This window comes from Mesorhizobium sp. P2_A12 (assembly GCF_056405075.1).
Map to the genome: position 1 here is coordinate 683966 of NZ_JBFUCU010000004.1, position 16757 is coordinate 700722.

Here is a 16757-nt window from a genome sequence, read left to right on the forward strand (position 1 = left end):
AGGCTTTGGTCCTGGCGCCGTGGCGTGTTCCTCGTGCGGAACCGTCTATCCGGCGTACGGCCGATCGGATGCGCTAGCCTCGCTGATTAGCTGCCGATCAAGCCGATTTACTAGGCTGGTACTGGTTGCTTCCGGTTTGTGCTTTTGTTGGCAAGACTGCGAGGGCTACGAGCGGTGCGACGCAGTGTCTTTCGAGATCGACCACGTCGATTGTCGACATGTCTCCTCGCGGGAGGCGCGCATAAGGCTTCAGTCAACTCTGGCCACTTCAGCTGCCTGGTCTGGAATCAAGAGCACCCGGTAGGTTGTCCCCTCGCATTTGAGCAGGTAGGCGGTCTGATTTGGTACGGACTCGGCCGCAATGCGCTTGGCAGAACTTGGATTTCTGCAAGGGAAGCCTTGGCTTCGCACCTGGTCGGCAACCACGCTTGCCACGGTGTCCTGGTCTTTGGCTGCAGCGGTGGCTACGGTGCCGGCGAGACAGATCGACACGAAAACGCTGGCGCCAATGGATGAAATCTGCACCAGCGCTCGATTGCTGCCCATTTGTAGTCTCCTCTTCGTATTCCGCCGGCAACCGCTACCGCAGAATTGGTGGCTTCGATCTTGGAAGACGTCAGTCGTAGACGTTCACATCGTGACCGACTCCGACAGGTCGCCGCCAGCCCGACATTCATCTACGTGCCATTCTTGGGCCGCCTTCCATCGCGTTCGACGGCCAGCATACCCGCTGGTTTGTGGACGGCTTTGTCTGCTTTGCGGCGGCTGGCCCTTCCTTGCGGTTATCACCCCTGGGCTCGCTGGTGCTGCCCGCCCAGTTTGCCGTGTTACGGCAGCGGCGGGCGACCGGCCGTCTATCACATCTTTCCATTATGCCCGGGCGGCATTCTGTTCTGATATAGTGTGGTAGAAGTCCGATATCTCGGGGGACCGATCGCGTCGTCTTCTGGCAGGGCGAGGTCCTGATGCCGATTTACGCGGCAGCAGTAGCTGCCTCCGGAGGTGTCCAAAAATGAAAGCAAAGCCGCCGCTGCGGAAGTATGGCTCGACAATAGCCATTTCCGGCGCCGGCTTGTCGGTATTCTGGCTGTCCAGCGAATTGGTTGAGACGGCCGGACCCAATATTTACGTGAGTTTGACCCTCCTCGCCGCAACTGCGATCTTGACCGGCTTTCTCATTCAAGGGCCGCAAGGGCAGGGTGCGTTGGATCGCACTGGGTATGACGCGCATGAGTTCTTGGAGAGCATTCCCGGACCGGCATGGATCGTCGACACGGAAGGCCGGTTAACCGAGGTGAGCACGAGCCTTCGGGCCTATCTCGGCACCGTCGACACCAGCAATCTCCCTTGCCGGCAGGTTATTCATCCGGAGGACTTCGACCGAACTGCAGGCCTCATGTCGCAATGCCTGGAGAATGGCCAGGAATTCCATGGCGCATGCCGGCTTCGTCGCCACGATGGGACTTACCGCTGGTTCCGTGTCGCGGCTCGCCCCAGGCACGATCGGAACGGCAAGTTCATCGGGTGGTATGGTGTCCTGCTCGATATCGATGACTTGAAGAAAGTGGAACAGGCTTTGGAGGCCAGAGAGTTCCAGCTCCAGCGGCTGATCGACGCTCTTCCGACACTGGTCTGGTCCGCCCGCCCAGACGGTTCCACCGAATTCCTGAGCCGGAGATGGCACGAATACACGGCGCTGTCTCAGGCGCAGGCAGCCGGCTGGGGTTGGACTGCCGCCATACATTCGGACGATCGAGACCGGCTTGTCGAATACTGGCGAACTCTCCTGGCAGCTGGTGCGCCGGGCGAGATCGAGGCCCGGCTACGCCGCTTCGATGGCCAGTACCGCTGGTTCCTTTTCCAAGGCGAGCCAGTGCGCGATGCCTCCGGCACTGTGGTCCAGTGGTTCGGGAGCAACACCGACATCGACGATCGCAAGCGGACCGAGGAGGCATTGCGAGCCAGACAGTATGAACTCCAGCAACTTATCGACACCATACCGACACTCGTCTGGTCCGTCACTCCCGAGGGCGAACCAGCCTACATCAACAAGCAATTGGAAACCTACTACGGCCGCAAGATCGACCCCACTCAGCCCAAGGAGGGTTCCAAGCTGGATGGGGCACTTGGACGCCTTATGCATCCCGATGACTTGGAGGCTGTGAAGAGGAACCTGATGCATTCATTGAAGACCGGGGAGCCTTTCGCCATGCGGTACCGCAACCGCCGGGGCGACAGCGTCTATCGCTGGGTTGACAATCGCGCCCTGCCACTACGGGACGACGATGGCCGCATCGTGAAATGGTACGGCGTCATCATCGACATCGATGACGAGATGAGAGCACATGACGCCGTTCGTGCGACCCAGGACAAGCTTTCGCGCGCTTCGCAGCTTGCGAGCCTCGCCGAGCTGTCGGCCTCGATCGCGCATGAGGTCAATCAGCCCTTGGCGGCTGTCATCACCGACAGTCATGCCTGCCAACGTTGGCTGTCGGCGGATCCTCCAAACCTGCAGCGGGCACGCATTACCGCGGAGCGAATCGTTCGCGATTCCATGGCCGCGGCCGAGGTCGTCAGCCGAATACGAGCACTCTTCACACAGACCGCCTTGTCCAGAACTTCAATCGATCTCAACGAGGTGATCGGCGAGGTGCGTCAGCTTTTGTTCGACGAAATAGTCTCGCAGGACATCTTCGTTGTGACGGATCTCGATCCGGCGCTGCCGCAGGTGCTCGCCGACCGCGTGCAGATGCAGCAGGTGCTGGTCAATCTGGTCCGCAACGGGATCGACGCAATGAAGTCGACAATCGACGTGTCGAAATCACTGAAGTTTGGATCACGTCGCTATGGGGAGAACGAGATCCTGGTCGACGTCCGCGACAACGGCGACGGAATTGCCGAACCAGAACGAATTTTCGAACCGTTCTTCACCACGAAGGCGGAGGGGATGGGCATGGGCCTGGCAATCTGTCGCTCGATACTGGAATCACACGACGGCCGGCTTTGGGCAGAGAGCATCGAGCCAAGGGGAACGGTGTTCTCGTTTACGCTGCCGATCCAATCGGGCGATCCGGCATGACCCAGGACGACTGTATCATTTTCATCGTTGATGACGACAAGCGCATATGCGCGGCGCTGTCCGACCTTCTGGCGGCAAGAGGCCTGGCTTCCGTTGCCTTCAACTCGATTGCCGAATATCTAGCTTTTCCCCGGCCGGACCTGCCCGGTTGCCTGATCCTCGATGTCGAACTGCCGGACATCAACGGGCTGGAATTCCAGAAACAGACCGGCCACGAGCAACATCCGCCTATCGTCTTCATCACCGGACACGGCGACATTCCATCTTCTGTACGCGCCATCCAGCGCGGCGCCGTGGACTTCCTCACCAAACCGTTCAGCGAAACCGAGTTGATGAAGTCCATCCACACGGCGATCGATCGGGATTGCGGCGTCCGCCTGGAGCGGGCCGAGCTTGTGGCGCTACAGCGCCGCCTTTCCTCCTTGACCTCTCGCGAACGCCAGGTTCTGCCGCTGGTCGTCAGCGGTCTGCTCAACAAGCAGGCGGCTGCCGAACTTGGGATCAGTGAGGTGACGCTGCAAATCCACCGCAGCAAGATCATGCACAAGATGCAGGCAGCATCGCTGGCCGATCTCGTGAGGATCGCCCAAAGGCTGCAAGTACCAGTAACCCATTCTCGGCGCGCGGGAACATCTTCGAAATGAAAACTGTACGGAAATCAACGATCGCGGTTGTCGATGACGACGTTCGGGTCCTCGAGTCGATCGAGGATCTCCTGGAGTCGGCGGGGCACTCGGTGCGTCTGTTCTCATCCCCTCAGTCTTTCCTCGAACGCGACGAGTTGCGTAAGATAGATTGCCTGATTGCCGATATCGGCATGCCAGTTGTCGACGGCTTCGAGCTTCGCCGGCGTGCGCGAATTGTGCGCCCCGACTTGCCCGTCATTTTCATAACGGCGCGCCATGAAGCCGCAGACCAAAGGCGCGCGGCTGCTGAAAGTCATCATGGGTTCTTTCGAAAGCCCTTCGATGCTTCAGCATTGCTTGCGGCGGTCGCCCTGGCCGTTTTGGCCTCATCGCAAGGGGAGTAATGATGACAAGTGATCTGATGACCAGTGATTATGAACGCCTGCCGCTGCAGCCGACGCAGTCATACGCCCGTCCGGTGGCTGCCCCCATCTATGCTGGGACTACCCAAAATGCATTCGTCTTCATCGTTGAAGACGATGTTGCGATGCGCGAAGGGCTGGTCGATTTGTTGGAATCCGTCGGTTTGCAGAGCCAGGCCTTCTCGTCCCCGACCGAGCTGTTGAACATGGAATTGCCCGATCTTGCGAGCTGCTTCGTGCTGGACATTCGTATGCCTGGCATCAGCGGTCTCGACTTTCAGGCTCGCCTTGTCGCAGCCGGCGTCCGTATTCCAATCATATTCATGACCGGCCACGCCGACGTTCCGATGGCGGTGAGAGCCATGAAGGCTGGTGCAGTCGACTTTCTGACGAAGCCGTTTCGCGAACAGGAAATGCTGGATGCCGTCACAAGGGCCATCGAGCTGGACGGCATGCGCCTCGATAGCAATCGGCGGGCGATCGAGACGTTCACCCGATTTCAGACGCTGAGCGAGCGCGAACGCGAGGTGATGGATCTGGTGACGGCAGGATTGATGAACAAGCAGGTTGCCGGAAGGATTGGCGTGGTAGAATCCACGGTTAAGATTTATCGTGCTCAAGTCATGAGAAGGATGGGCGCGCAATCCCTGGCCGATTTGGTCAGGATGGCCGAGTTGCTGCGCTCGGCACCTGCTCCCACAACTAGCCTCAGGGCTATTTTGGATAGACCTAAGTAGTGGTCCAACGCTCCGAACGAATACGAAACTGTACCAAGCCAGAATGGAGGCTCGGATACGCTTCCTTTATCCTTGCGCTTCTCTCCGCGGCAGCGCGCAGAAAGACATTCTGCCCGATCGCAATAGAGGGGGGTCTGGGAGCGGTATCATCGATGTCGATGTTGCAGAACATTCTCGACTGGAGCGTGGCCGAAGGAGATTTGCCCTTCGTTGTCGGCCGAAACGGCGTTCGCTGCTCCGGCTCAGCCAGTGAAGCGTCTCCGGTGGGCAGGGCCGCGGGGGACGCGCTTTTCCGTATTTTCTCGATATCGACATCGATTTTCGCGACCGCTGCCATGACCCTTGTCGATCGCGGCAAGCTCGATGCCGGTACTTCCGCCGAAGACATCGTCAGAGAGCCGACCTGCCAGCGACACGATCGGTCCAATGCAGACGTGCCTGAGCAAAATCCCTTGCCGCCGACCGCGCCTTTCAGCCTCGAATGGAGTCCAACAACAAGGAACTAGGCACAATGACATTGCACATGCTGCCGCCGAGAGAATTGTGGTTTCTTCGCTTCGCGCAGAGCACGGCACCAAGATGCGCTGGCGCCTCCGGTTCGCCACGTCTTTCGGACACGGCCCAGTATGATCCCGGAGCGCCGGTCCCGACGAGTTAAAGGTCGCAAAAAGATGCAAAGAAGATCGCCCGGATCTTCGAGCATGAGGCCGGCAGCGCCGAGGACGACTGTCACGGCAAGTGACGGCGAATTAGGGATCGGAGAAATCCTGTCTTTCGGCTCCTACCGCTTGATCGGGGCTGAGCGATTGCTGGTCAAGGATGGCACACCGGTCGCTATTGGCGGGCGCGCGCTCGACGTTCTGATTGCGTTGACCGGCCGAGCGGGTGAGATCGTGAGGGGGCGAGAACTGATCGATCTCGTTTGGCCGGGCGTCTTCGTAGAGGAAGCCAATCTTCGTGTGCACATCGCCGCCATTCGCAGAGTGCTGAGAGACGGCAAAGACGGGTGTCGATACATCGTCAATGTTCCTGGCCGGGGCTACACTTTCGTTGCACCGGTTCGGCGCTCAAACGCGGACGGCACCGACCTGATTGTCGCTCCTGACGGTCCCGTGCTGCCCCCGAGTCTCCCGGCGCCCTTGCAACTGCTGGTCGGACGGGACGAGACCGTCGCCACCCTGTCGTCGCTGCTGTTGTCGCGACGCTTCGTCAGTGTGGTCGGGCCAGGCGGAATAGGAAAGACGACCGTCGCCGTCGCGGTCGGCCACGCGCTGCGTCGGGAATTAGGCGACGATGCGGTTTGCTTCGTTGATCTCGGTTCGCTGACCGCTCCAGCAGACGTTCCCGCTGCCGTCGCATCGGCACTCGGCTGCTTTGTCCAGGGGCCCGACCCCGAGCCGTACATAAGCGCCTTCCTGGCCGATAAGCGGACCCTGGTCGTTCTTGACAATTGCGAACATGTGATCGAGACGGCTGCGCCGCTGTGCGAACGCCTCTTTCGCGCAGCGCCGTCGCTGCACTTGTTGACGACCAGTCGCGAGTCGTTACGCGTTGAGGGCGAGTATGTGCATTTGCTGATGCCTCTCGACAGTCCGCCTGACGACACGCCATCTGCCGTTCAGGCGCTGGCTTCGCCCGCCGTCCAGCTTTTCATGGAGCGGGCGGGATCGAGCGGGCACCGTGCCGAGCTCAGCGATACCGAAGCTCCAATCGTTGCGAATATCTGCCGCCGGCTTGATGGAATTGCTCTGGCGATCGAGCTGGTTGCCAGTCGTGTGGGCACCAATGGTATTCAAGGAACCGCCGATCTCCTGGACAGCGGCGCCGGGCTGTTCCTGCAGGGCCGGCGAAGCGCGTCGCCCCGGCATCAGACGCTGCAGGCCATGCTCGACTGGAGCTTCAGGCTCCTGTCAGCGGATGAGCAGAGAACCCTCTGCAGGCTGTCCGTGTTCGTTGGCCAATTCACGCTGGCGGCGGCGCATGCAGTCGCCGGGGATCCCGATGGCGAGACGCAAATGGTCACCAACACGATCGCCAGCCTGATCGACAAGTCCCTGATGGGGATATCGTCGACAAGCGGGCCTGCTTACTACAGGCTCCTGGACACAACACGCGCCTATGCCGCGGCCAAGCTCGCGGAAGGCGGGGAGGCAGAAGCCGCCGAAAGACGTCACGCTTGCTACTTCGTCGGCCTTCTGGAGCAAGGCATGGCCAAAGGGTCGGCTTTTGATGGCCACAACGTAGCCGCCTACGCTCCGCACATCGGCAATGTCCGCAAAGCGCTTGCATGGAGCTTTTCCAGCTCGGGCGACCGTTCCATTGCCATTGCGCTGGCTGCGCATGGGGCTGCGCTATTCCTGGGGCTATCACTGCTGGATGAGTGTCAACAATGGTGCCGGCGAGCACTGGGCTCGCTGCACGAGACGGATCACGGGATGCAACTGGAACTGGAGCTCCAGGGAGCTCTGGCGATGTCATCCATGTACGCCCGCGGCAACAGCCTGGAAGTCAGGGCCGGCATCGAGCGTGGCCTGGAGCTCTCCGAGACTTTGCGGGATGGAGGGCGTCAACTCCAGCTGCTCTCTGGACTCTACATTTTTCTCACGCGGCAAGGCGACTTCAGCGGCGCGTTGGCGGCCGCCAAACGAAGCGACACCGTTGCCAAGGCGAGCGGAGGCCCGACCGAAAACGCAATGACCGAATGGATGCTGGGTGGATCATATCATCTAACCGGCAATCAGGCGGCTGCGCTGCGTCACTGCAAACAAGGCATGACGCTTGCGTCAGATTTCAAGCTGGGGAGGGTGAGCTTCTTTGGCCACGACCACCATGTGTCAGGGCTCGCAACGCTGGCCAGGTCTTTGTGGCTGTGCGGCTTCGCGGATCAGGGATGCAAAGTCGCACGTCAGGGAATCAAGACCGCGCAGGGCTACGATCACCCGGTCTCATATTGCATTGCACTCATCTATCTCATCCCTGTTCTCCACTGGAGTGGCGATCTTAAAGCAGCGGAAGAGCATACCGAAATCGTAATCGAGCAGGCCATCAAATACTCCCTTGCCCCCTATCACGCCGTAGGCCTCGCGCTGAAAGGTGAATTCATGGTCGCGCGCGGCGATGCGGCATCGGGCGTCGAAATCTTGCGGGCAGGACTGAAAGCGATGGATGCCAATCGATACCGCATCGTGACGTTGCCGGCATCGCGTGCCTTGGCCGAGGGCCTGGCCCTTTCCGGTCGGCCGGAGGAAGCGCTGGCCACCATAGACGAGGCTGTGGCGCATGCGGAGCAAGTCGGCGAGATACTCTGGTTGCCCGACCTGCTGCGAGCCCGAGGCGAAATCCTGCTGGCGCGGCCGAGACCGGACCTTCCTGCAGCAGAGGGTTCGCTGCTCCGCTCGATCGATCGTGCCCGCAAGCAATCCGCCCTGGGCTGGGAGTTGAGAGCTGCAATTCCTCTGGCACGCGTGTGGCGGGAACACGGCCGGAGCGGGGACGCCCGCTCCATGCTCGACCACATCTATCAGCGGTTCAAAGAGGGATTTGGAACCCAAGATCTGGTTGCCGCGCGCCGACTTCTCGACGAACTGAGCTCGACCAACTGAGTTCTGCAAACCAGTCGCGGTCCGCCTTCAACCCCGTGGCTCTTTCGTGCTCGCGCCAGGCGCCTGGAGCGATGCCCTAGGCATGTGCCTATTCACAGCCTGTCTTGGGCGCGAATATTTACAGCTATTTGCAACGCTGAACTCGCCTTACAGCTCATAGAGCGGATAGTTCCATGGCCTGGAGTACCAGGCAATCGGCACGCTGGAGGGAGTCAGAATTGGGACATTCGCGTGGCTTCCTCACACCGAACGCTCCGGAACGTTTCCTCCCCGGCACCGGAATAGTCTTGGCGCGCGCGTTTGCAAGGTCAGGGGGATCGATCGCCCGCAGCCCTAGGTACCGCCCACGACCAAATCGAACCCTCTTGGGGCAGGAGCCCGCACCTTATGTTTAGCACCCAATCGACAACGATAGGCGAGCGCGCGGTGTGCATTGCGCATGAAGTGAACCAGCCGCTTACCGCAATACTGACAAACGCGGAAACCGCCTTGCGGTGGTTGACGAGAGACCCGGCGAATCTCGATGAGGTGAAACGGGCCATCGAACGGATCATCGGCAACAGCCTTCGCGCCGCCGATGTCGTCAGAGGCGTTCGGGATCTTGCTCGAAAATCCCCGCCCGTACCCAACAACCTCGACATCAACGACTTGATCAGAGGTCTCCTCAATCTCGTGAGCCTCGATCTGCGCCATCACCGTATCGCAGTCGAGGTGGAACTCGCTGAGAACCTGGAGCCGATCAGGGGCGATCGCGGTCAACTGGAGCGGGTCATAGCCAACCTGGTCGCGAACGGCATCGAGGCGATGAGCATGGTGCAGGACCGGCAACGAAAGCTGCGCATCATCACCCAACTCGACAAGAATGGCGATGTGCTGGTTGCGGTCAGGGACTCGGGCACAGGGCTCGATCCGGCACTTATCGATCGCATCTTCGATCCCCTGTTTACGACCAAGCGCGAGGGGATGGGATTGGGGCTGTGGATATGCCGCTCTATCGTCGCTGCCCACGGCGGTCGGCTCTGGGCCACACCCGATCTTCCGCATGGCAGCATTTTCCAATTCGTCATCCCAAAGAGAGTTGAGCCGAACTCAGTCGGGGCGAGTCGATGCCGGCGGACGATGCGAACGAACCGCCAGGTCGAAGAGCTTTTTAGCGGCGCTCCATCTTGATGATCTCGTCCGGCGGCATGAGAAGTCGAAAACATGCCTGCCTTGAGCAACATGCCTGCCTTGATCGACAGGCGGCGCGCCTGTGACATGTTCATGAGGCTTCACGCTGCAGACCCGCGCCGCTCCTGAGAGACGGCGGGGCTGCGGCGAGACGGTGGAACCTTCTCATTCACCCTTGAGCTGCTGGAGGAAGTCCTTGCCTGCAGCCGGATGGGCCTTGAACGAATTGATGCCGTCAAACCACCCATTCTGGGAGAAGTCGCTGTAATTGCTGCTGTGATCGCCACGGTCGCGACCGCCATCGCGGCCTCCCCCGTGCGACGAGGCGGCAAAGGCCCCGGTGAGCGGAACGGTGACGATCATCGCGGCAAGCACCGCCTTCAGAGGGATAGAACGCATGATTAGATATCCTTTTCGATGAGGATGGCGGCTATTTGTTCACCGCGCATTCCGAGCCGCAGGCACTCGGGAACTTTCGGGTTGCGAAGTTGATCTCGCCGCTTCCGTTCTCGTCCTGCATTACTTAACTAGCAATTTTCGGAAGTAATATGTAGTATATCAAAGTATCATTGATGCATGACATAGTATGGATCGTCAATTTGTGATGCATATATGGTGCCAAGGGGGAAATGGGCTTCATTATCATCCCGGGCGTCCGGAACTGAACTAAGCTGGCCCGACGGCTGCAGGGCTGATCTGCACCTTGCTGCCCTCGTCAAGTTCGACCGGCGGATTCAGGATCACAAGGTCGCCCTGTTTGACGCCGTCACGGACCTCGACCTCGTTTCCGAGATCGCGCGCCACCGATATTTTCCGGATATGCGCAATGCCGTTCTCGACCACGGCAACCTGCAAACCATCCGCGTTGAAGATGATCGCATCTGCGGACACGGAAAAGCTGGGTGTCTTGCGCGGGATCTGGAGCTCGACAGTACAATAGGTGCCGGGCGTGAGAACACCGTCAGGGTTCGGAATGTCGATTTCGGTCAGCAAGGTCCTTGTGCCCGGTGCCAGCGCATCGGCAATCCGCGTCACCGTGCCGGGGAAAGTACGGCCGGGGATTTCGGGGACCTGGAGTACGGCTTTGACCCCCGGGGCCAGTCCAAAGGCCTGGTCCTGGGGGACGTAGACCTGGGCACGGATCACATCCCCCTGCATGATGGCGAACAGGAAAGTGCTGTTGGTCGTGTCGGCCTGCACCAGGCTGCCGATGTCGACGTTGCGTTGAGTGATGACGCCGTCGAACGGGGCGACCACCTGCTGGTAGGCCTGTTGCTGGTCGAGCACGCGCAACTGGTCCTGCTGCGCATTCACATTGGCCTGCGCAACGCCGACAGCCGCCTCCTGTGCCTTGAGGCTTTGGACGTCGATCGTACCCTGCTGCTTGGTGATCCAGCCCTGGTCCACCAGGGGTTTGTCTCGTTGCCACGTCACCTTCGCGAGATCGAGATTGGCTTGTGCTTGTTGCAGCGCCGCCTTGAGCTGTCCCAAGGTTGCCTGGGCCTGCAAAATCTGGTCGTCGAGTTCCGGCACGGCAATCTTGGCTAGCAACTCTCCCTTCTTGACCTTGTCCCCGATATCGGCCTCGCGCGTCTCGATATAGCCGCTGGCTCGTGCGAAGATGTCGGCGACGTCGAAGGCAGTCGTGGTGGCGGGCAGACTGACTTTCACGATGTCGTCGCTCGGCCTTACCGCCGCAACACGCACCTGAGGAATGAAGTCACGCGCCTGTTTGGCCGCAGCCGCGAGTTCGCGGTTGCGCGAATAATATCCCTGGGCGCCATAGGCCAGTCCCGTCATCAGCAGAGCGAGCGCGCCCAATGCAAGCAGCCGGCCTCCGCCTCGGCGCGGCGGCCGCTCCATTGCAACATCCATCACCGTGTCGTCGGCCTGATCCAAACGATGCCTCGGTTTCATCCGATTTCCTCTTCGAAGACGCCGTGAGCCGTCTTGCCGTCCTGTCCGCTACGCAGCATCGCGAACAGGTACGGCACGACGAGGAGCGTCGTGGGCGTTGCAAATAAAAGTCCTCCGATGACCGCGCGCGCCAGTGCGGCATTCTGCTCTTCGCCCGCTCCGCCGATCGCCATGGGAACCATGCCGACGATCATCGCGGCCGCGGTCATAAGCACAGGTCTGATCCGGGTATGACCGGCGTCGATCGCCGCGTCGAACGCGGACTTGCCTGCCAACTGCTGGTCCCGGGCGAAAGTCACGAGCAGGATGGAATTGGCCGAAGCGACCCCGACCGCCATGATCGCACCCATCAGTGAAGGCACGTTGAGCGTCGTGCCCGTGATGAACAACATCGTCACGATGCCGCAAAAGGTCGCCGGCAAGGCAAGGATGACGACGAAGGGGTCGCCGAAGTTCTGATAGTTCACCACCATCAGCAAGTAGACGAACACGGCGGCGAACAGGATGCCGATGCCGAGATCCCAGAAAGCATCGTTCATGCTCTGGATCTGCCCTATGACCTGGATGGTATTTCCGGGCGAAAGCTGCTTCTGCAGGTCGGCGACGATCGTGCTGATCTGGCTGGAGACACTTCCCAGATCACGACCCTGGACGCTTGCATAGACTTCGTAGACTGGCTGGACGTTCGCCTGGTTGGCGTTGGTCGGGAGACTGTCGCGCTTGAATGTCGCGACGTTGCTGAGTTGCCCGGGAACCTGTGCGCCGGCGGTGTTGATGGTTGAGGACACGGGAGTGTTGCCGAGATCGTTCAATGACGCGATCTTGTTTTCCGGTGTCTGAACGGCGAGGTAGTAGGGAATGCCCGTGGTCGGGTCGGTCCAGAAGTTCGGCGACACCTGCTCGGAGGAACTCAGGCTCACATTGATGTTGTTGGCGATCGTGCTGGCATTGAGGCCGAGTTGCGCCGCCCGCGTGCGATCGATATCGGCATAGAACGCCGGAGCGTCGACTTCCTGCTGCAGGTGTGCGTCGACCACGCCGGGAATGGCGGCAATGCGGCGCCGCAACTCCGATGCAACCCGCAGATTGGTAACGCGATCATAGCCGACCGTACGGACATCGATCTGCGCCGGCAATCCGAAATTGAGGATCTGCGTGACGATGTCGGCCGACTGGAAGTAGAACAGAACGTCTGGAAAGGCGCTTGGCAGCGCCGTGCGCAGCTTGCGCACATAGTCGGCAGTCGGCGCGTGGCCGTCTTTCAATGCGACCTGGATCACACCGTCATTCACGCCGATGGTCGATCCATCCGTGAACGCCAAATTGTAGGAACGCGCCGGCAGGCCGATGTTGTCGACGACAAGCTGGAGGTCGCGATCGGGAACGATCTCGCGGATCTTGTCCTCGACAGCCTGGAAGATCTTCTCCGTCTCCTCGATCCGGGTTCCCGCGGGGGCCCGAACATGGAGTTGGATCTGGCCGCCGTCGATCGCGGGAAAGAAATCGCGACCGACGAGCATTGTCAGCACAGCGCCCAATGCGAGCACCAGGGCTGCGATGACGGGAACGATGAACCGCCGCCTGAGGAGTACGGCCAGCAGCTCGGCATAGTGCAGGCGCATAGCCTCGAAACCACGTTCGAACCTGGCGTGAAACCTGCCGAACCAGCCCGTCGAGGCGCCGTGGCGCTCGCTTTTGAGCAGCAGTCCGATGGTGATCGGAGTGAGCGTTCTCGAAAGGCCGTAGGATGCGAGCATCGCGAACACGACGGCAAGACCGAGCGGCGTGAACAGGTATTTTGCCGGACCTTCCAGAAAAACCACCGATGTGAACACGCAGCTTATGGCCAGCGTCGATACCAGGGTCGGCACGGCGATACCGGCGGCTCCATGCAGCGTCGCCTGCGGCAGCGTCTGTCTTTCCTCGGTGAGCAGGCGATGGGTGTTCTCGAGCGTCACCGTCGAATCGTCGACGAGGATGCCAATCGCCAGCGCCAGGCCCCCCAGCGTCATCGTGTTGAGCGTCTCGCCCAGGAAATACAGCGCCACGACCGACGACAGGATCGCCAGCGGGATCGAGATCATGACGACCAGCGTCGATCGCCATGATCCCAGAAACAGCAGGATCATCAGAGCGGTGAGCGCGGCCGCGATCACGCCCTCCCGCAGCACGCCGGCGATCGATTGCTTGACGAACACCGACTGGTCGAAGAGCTCTCTGATTTCCATGCCGGGAGGCGCCGCGGCGCGCGCCGTCTTCAAGGCATCCCGAACGGCATTGACCACCTCCAGCGTCGAGGCATTGCCGTTCTTGATGATGCTGAGCAGAACCGAATGCCGGCCGTTCTCGCGAACGATGTTCTGCTGAACTAGCCATCCGTCATGGACTTGGCCGACATCCTTGACGAACACCGTAGCGCCATTCACGACCTTGATCGGAATATCGTTGAGCTCGTCGATGGTTGCTGGCGTGGCGTTGGTGCGCACGACATACTGTGTGTTGCCGATCTTGGCCGTGCCCGACGGCAAGGTTAGGTTCTGGGCGTTGACCGCGCTGACGACGTCGAGCGGCGTCAGGCCCTTGGCCAGGAGCTTCGACGGGTCGAGGTCGACCATGATCTGGCGATATTTTCCGCCCGCGGGTGTTGGCAGGGTGACACCCGGGATCGGGGCCAGTTGCTGACGGATCCGATAGATGCCGTAGTCGTACAGCTGCTGTTCGTTGAGGGTGTCGGAGCTCAGGCTGATCTGCAGGACCGGCACGCTGGAGGCGTTGAACTGCACCACGAGCGGTGCCTGGATTCCCGGTGGCAGGAGGGCGCGAATGGCGTTTGTTGCCGAAACAATCTGCGCGATCGCGAGATCAAGATTCACATCTTGTTGAAAATAGATCTTCTGGACCGACAGTCCCCCTAAGGTCTGCGCCTCGATGTTTTTGATGCCATTAACGTTGGAGCTGATCGCATACTGGCTGTACGTGGTGACACGCTGTTCCATCTCTGGTGTGCTGAGGCCGCCATAGCTCCAGATTACAGTCACCACCGGAATGTTGATTTCCGGAAAGACGTCCAACCGCATCTCGCGACTTGCGACGCCGCCGAGAAAGAGAATCAAGGCAGCCAGCACATAGAACGTGTGCGGAAATCGCAACGCGAACCGAACGATACCCATGTCTCAGCCGATGACCTTCCTGGCAACGTTAGTCGGAACGGCTCGAGCGATGAACGTCGCCGTATTGCCGGATTTTCTTTCAGTGTCTCCGAAATGACTTTGCGCCCGTTGCCTCGAATGTCCGGTCCTTGCGCCCAAAAGGCGTCGGCACCGAGCGTTGCCCGGTGACGTCGCCAAGCTCATCGCCGGGCGCCCGATGGCGGGCTGGTTTGGGCAACATCGGTGCAGTGGGCGAGACCATTGCGACCAGCATGTGGATGCCGCGCGCGGGAGGCGGGCCGTCGCCGGGACGGCCCGCCCAGGCCGTCAGGCCCGTCCGCATAGCTTCGCCGGGACAAATCCAATGTCATCGGCCCGCGGCAGCCAGAATGAGGTCGGCGACCTCCTTGGGATGGGAAACCAGCGACAGGTGGCCCGCATCGATCTCCACCGTCGTCGCATGCATGCGCTTGGCGAGAAACCGTTCGAGATCAGGGTTGATCGTCTTGTCCTGCTTCGACACCGCATAGAACGATGGCTTGGAATGCCATGCAGCCTCGGTGGTTCGTCCGCCGAAGATGGTCGCAGCGGTGGGTTCCTGAACCGCATACAGGATCTTGGCTTGCCGGGGCGCGACACCGTTCGCGAAGTATTTCAGGAATGAGTCTTCGGACAATCTGGTGAAGCCATCATTCACCTGGATGCCGGCTCGAACGGGTCCTGCGGGAAAGGTTGCAGAAAGAGCGACGAAGTCCTCACCGGCATCCGGTGCTCGTGCAGCCACATAGACCAGCGATGTGACCTTGGGATCAGTCCCCGCTTCGCTGATGACGGTGCCGGCCCAGGAATGCGCTACGAGCACGGTTGGCCCATCCTGCAGCGCCAGCGCCCGGCGCGTCTCCGCGACCGAGTCTGCCAGCGACGTCAGCGGATTCTGCACCGCGGTTACTCTGAGGCCGGCTGCCTGGAGGAGCGGGATCACCTCGGCCCAGCTCGATCCGTCCGCCCACGCTCCGTGCACGAGCACGACGTTGCGCGCCACGGTATGCGCGGGCTTGGGCGTGGGATTGTCAGCCGCCACGGCGACTCCCGACAGGCCAAGAGTGAGGGCAATTGCGATGGCATTGACGATCTCGCGCACGGGTCTCTTCCTTCCCTTTTTCAAACAATCGAATGCGCCGATGACCGAGATGAAGGCCAGCGATGCGGTAGCAAATCCTGCGGGCCGGCTCCGTGGCCTAGGCGTTTGCGGAGGCAGCTCGTTGCGACAATCCCGATTTCGCGGTTCGGCGTCTTTCAGAAACGCCCCTGCCTTTCTCGTCGCGCACGAACGGGCAGGTCCGATGGCGATGTGACGGACGGGCGCGCCAGCCGTCCGCAACGACCGAAGGTCACCAAAAAGGGCGGCGGATCGCTGATGCGACCCACCGCCAGTTCAGGCGCCCGCGGGAGGAGGGGACGGGCGCCTCAGGAGTTCGGCAGAATGGCGCGTGCGCGGAGTGCGTGGGAGCTTCGCCTCCAACGCAACGCTTCGCCACGTGGAAGAGGTTGGGCAGCAAACATTGAGTGAGGGGCAAAGAGCAGGGCCACGAGAAGTCGCGTGGCGGAAAGCTCGTCGCCGGCCGTCGGCAGCGCCAGCATCGCACACTGCCAGATCCGTCCATTGAGTGCCCAGGTCGCCTGTCTTGCTTGCGGCACCTGCTCCGCAGCGGCCCGCACACACAGCCGGCGCAGCTGCCCGCGGCTGGGTTGGGGGAGCGCAGACAGCCTGTGACCACCACGGTCCCCGCCACAAAGCGCGTCCAGCGCCGCGCCCCATCTCGCAAACATGAAGTCTGCTCCCCGCTCAAGCACGATTGCTTCGGCAAGATACGGTTCCAGAACCCCAAACTGCGCCAGTTCGACACTGCCGCTCGCGCCTTCGGTGTCGCGACCGAACCCGTCCGACCACTTGCCTGCGACCCAGCGCGACGCGGCCCGAAGATCGCCGCGGTCCAGCCGCCAGGGATAGGATCGGCATTGGTCATGAAGGCGCGCGAGTTCGACCTCACCCAT

13 protein-coding genes are annotated in these 16757 nt (G+C 60.8%); 7 read left to right on the forward strand and 6 right to left on the reverse strand.

Annotated features, from left to right (window positions below):
* Positions 1–249: 249 nt before the first annotated feature.
* Entirely contained in the window at positions 250–546 is a 297-nt protein-coding gene (locus tag AC1DZU_RS13610) for a hypothetical protein (protein ID WP_477285328.1), read from the reverse strand.
* Positions 547–1012: 466 nt separating this feature from the next.
* On the opposite strand from AC1DZU_RS13610, the gene AC1DZU_RS13615 reads away from it, so the two are divergent.
* The 7 genes from AC1DZU_RS13615 (at position 1013) to AC1DZU_RS13645 (ending at position 9636) form a co-directional block, all read left to right on the forward strand.
* Entirely contained in the window at positions 1013–3079 is a 2067-nt protein-coding gene (locus AC1DZU_RS13615; protein ID WP_477285330.1) for a PAS domain-containing protein, read from the forward strand.
* Positions 3076–3723, forward strand: coding sequence for a response regulator transcription factor (locus tag AC1DZU_RS13620; protein ID WP_477285332.1), 648 nt, complete (start codon positions 3076–3078; stop codon positions 3721–3723). Before AC1DZU_RS13615 ends, AC1DZU_RS13620 begins: the two co-directional genes overlap by 4 nt.
* A complete protein-coding gene (locus tag AC1DZU_RS13625) occupies positions 3720–4109 on the forward strand; it encodes a response regulator (RefSeq protein ID WP_477285334.1) in 390 nt (129 codons plus the stop codon). Before AC1DZU_RS13620 ends, AC1DZU_RS13625 begins: the two co-directional genes overlap by 4 nt.
* A gap of 2 nt (positions 4110–4111) precedes the next feature.
* Positions 4112–4864: a response regulator transcription factor gene (locus AC1DZU_RS13630; RefSeq protein ID WP_477285336.1), complete on the forward strand. Its 753-nt coding sequence runs from the start codon at positions 4112–4114 to the stop codon at positions 4862–4864.
* 152 nt (positions 4865–5016) lie between these two features.
* The gene (locus AC1DZU_RS13635; protein ID WP_477285338.1) at positions 5017–5370 is read left to right on the forward strand and encodes a hypothetical protein; all 354 of its coding nucleotides are present in this window, start codon (positions 5017–5019) and stop codon (positions 5368–5370) included.
* A gap of 195 nt (positions 5371–5565) precedes the next feature.
* Complete coding sequence (locus AC1DZU_RS13640) at positions 5566–8466, forward strand: ATP-binding protein (RefSeq protein ID WP_477285340.1); 2901 nt, start codon at positions 5566–5568, stop codon at positions 8464–8466.
* 387 nt (positions 8467–8853) lie between these two features.
* A complete protein-coding gene (locus tag AC1DZU_RS13645; RefSeq protein WP_477285342.1) occupies positions 8854–9636 on the forward strand; it encodes a sensor histidine kinase in 783 nt (260 codons plus the stop codon).
* A 165-nt stretch (positions 9637–9801) separates the two neighbouring features.
* On the opposite strand, the gene AC1DZU_RS13650 is transcribed toward AC1DZU_RS13645, so the two are convergent.
* The 5 genes from AC1DZU_RS13650 to AC1DZU_RS13670 form a co-directional block, all read right to left on the reverse strand.
* Positions 9802–10035: a hypothetical protein gene (locus AC1DZU_RS13650; RefSeq protein ID WP_477285344.1), complete on the reverse strand. Its 234-nt coding sequence runs from the start codon at positions 10033–10035 to the stop codon at positions 9802–9804.
* Between the two features lie 267 nt (positions 10036–10302).
* Positions 10303–11535: an efflux RND transporter periplasmic adaptor subunit gene (locus AC1DZU_RS13655; RefSeq protein WP_477285346.1), complete on the reverse strand. Its 1233-nt coding sequence runs from the start codon at positions 11533–11535 to the stop codon at positions 10303–10305.
* Positions 11536–11549: 14 nt separating this feature from the next.
* Positions 11550–14723, reverse strand: a complete 3174-nt coding sequence (locus AC1DZU_RS13660; protein WP_477285348.1) for an efflux RND transporter permease subunit — start codon at positions 14721–14723, stop codon at positions 11550–11552.
* 346 nt (positions 14724–15069) lie between these two features.
* The gene (locus AC1DZU_RS13665; RefSeq protein ID WP_477285463.1) at positions 15070–15798 is read right to left on the reverse strand and encodes an alpha/beta fold hydrolase; all 729 of its coding nucleotides are present in this window, start codon (positions 15796–15798) and stop codon (positions 15070–15072) included.
* 371 nt (positions 15799–16169) lie between these two features.
* Complete coding sequence (locus AC1DZU_RS13670; RefSeq protein ID WP_477285350.1) at positions 16170–16757, reverse strand: hypothetical protein; 588 nt, start codon at positions 16755–16757, stop codon at positions 16170–16172.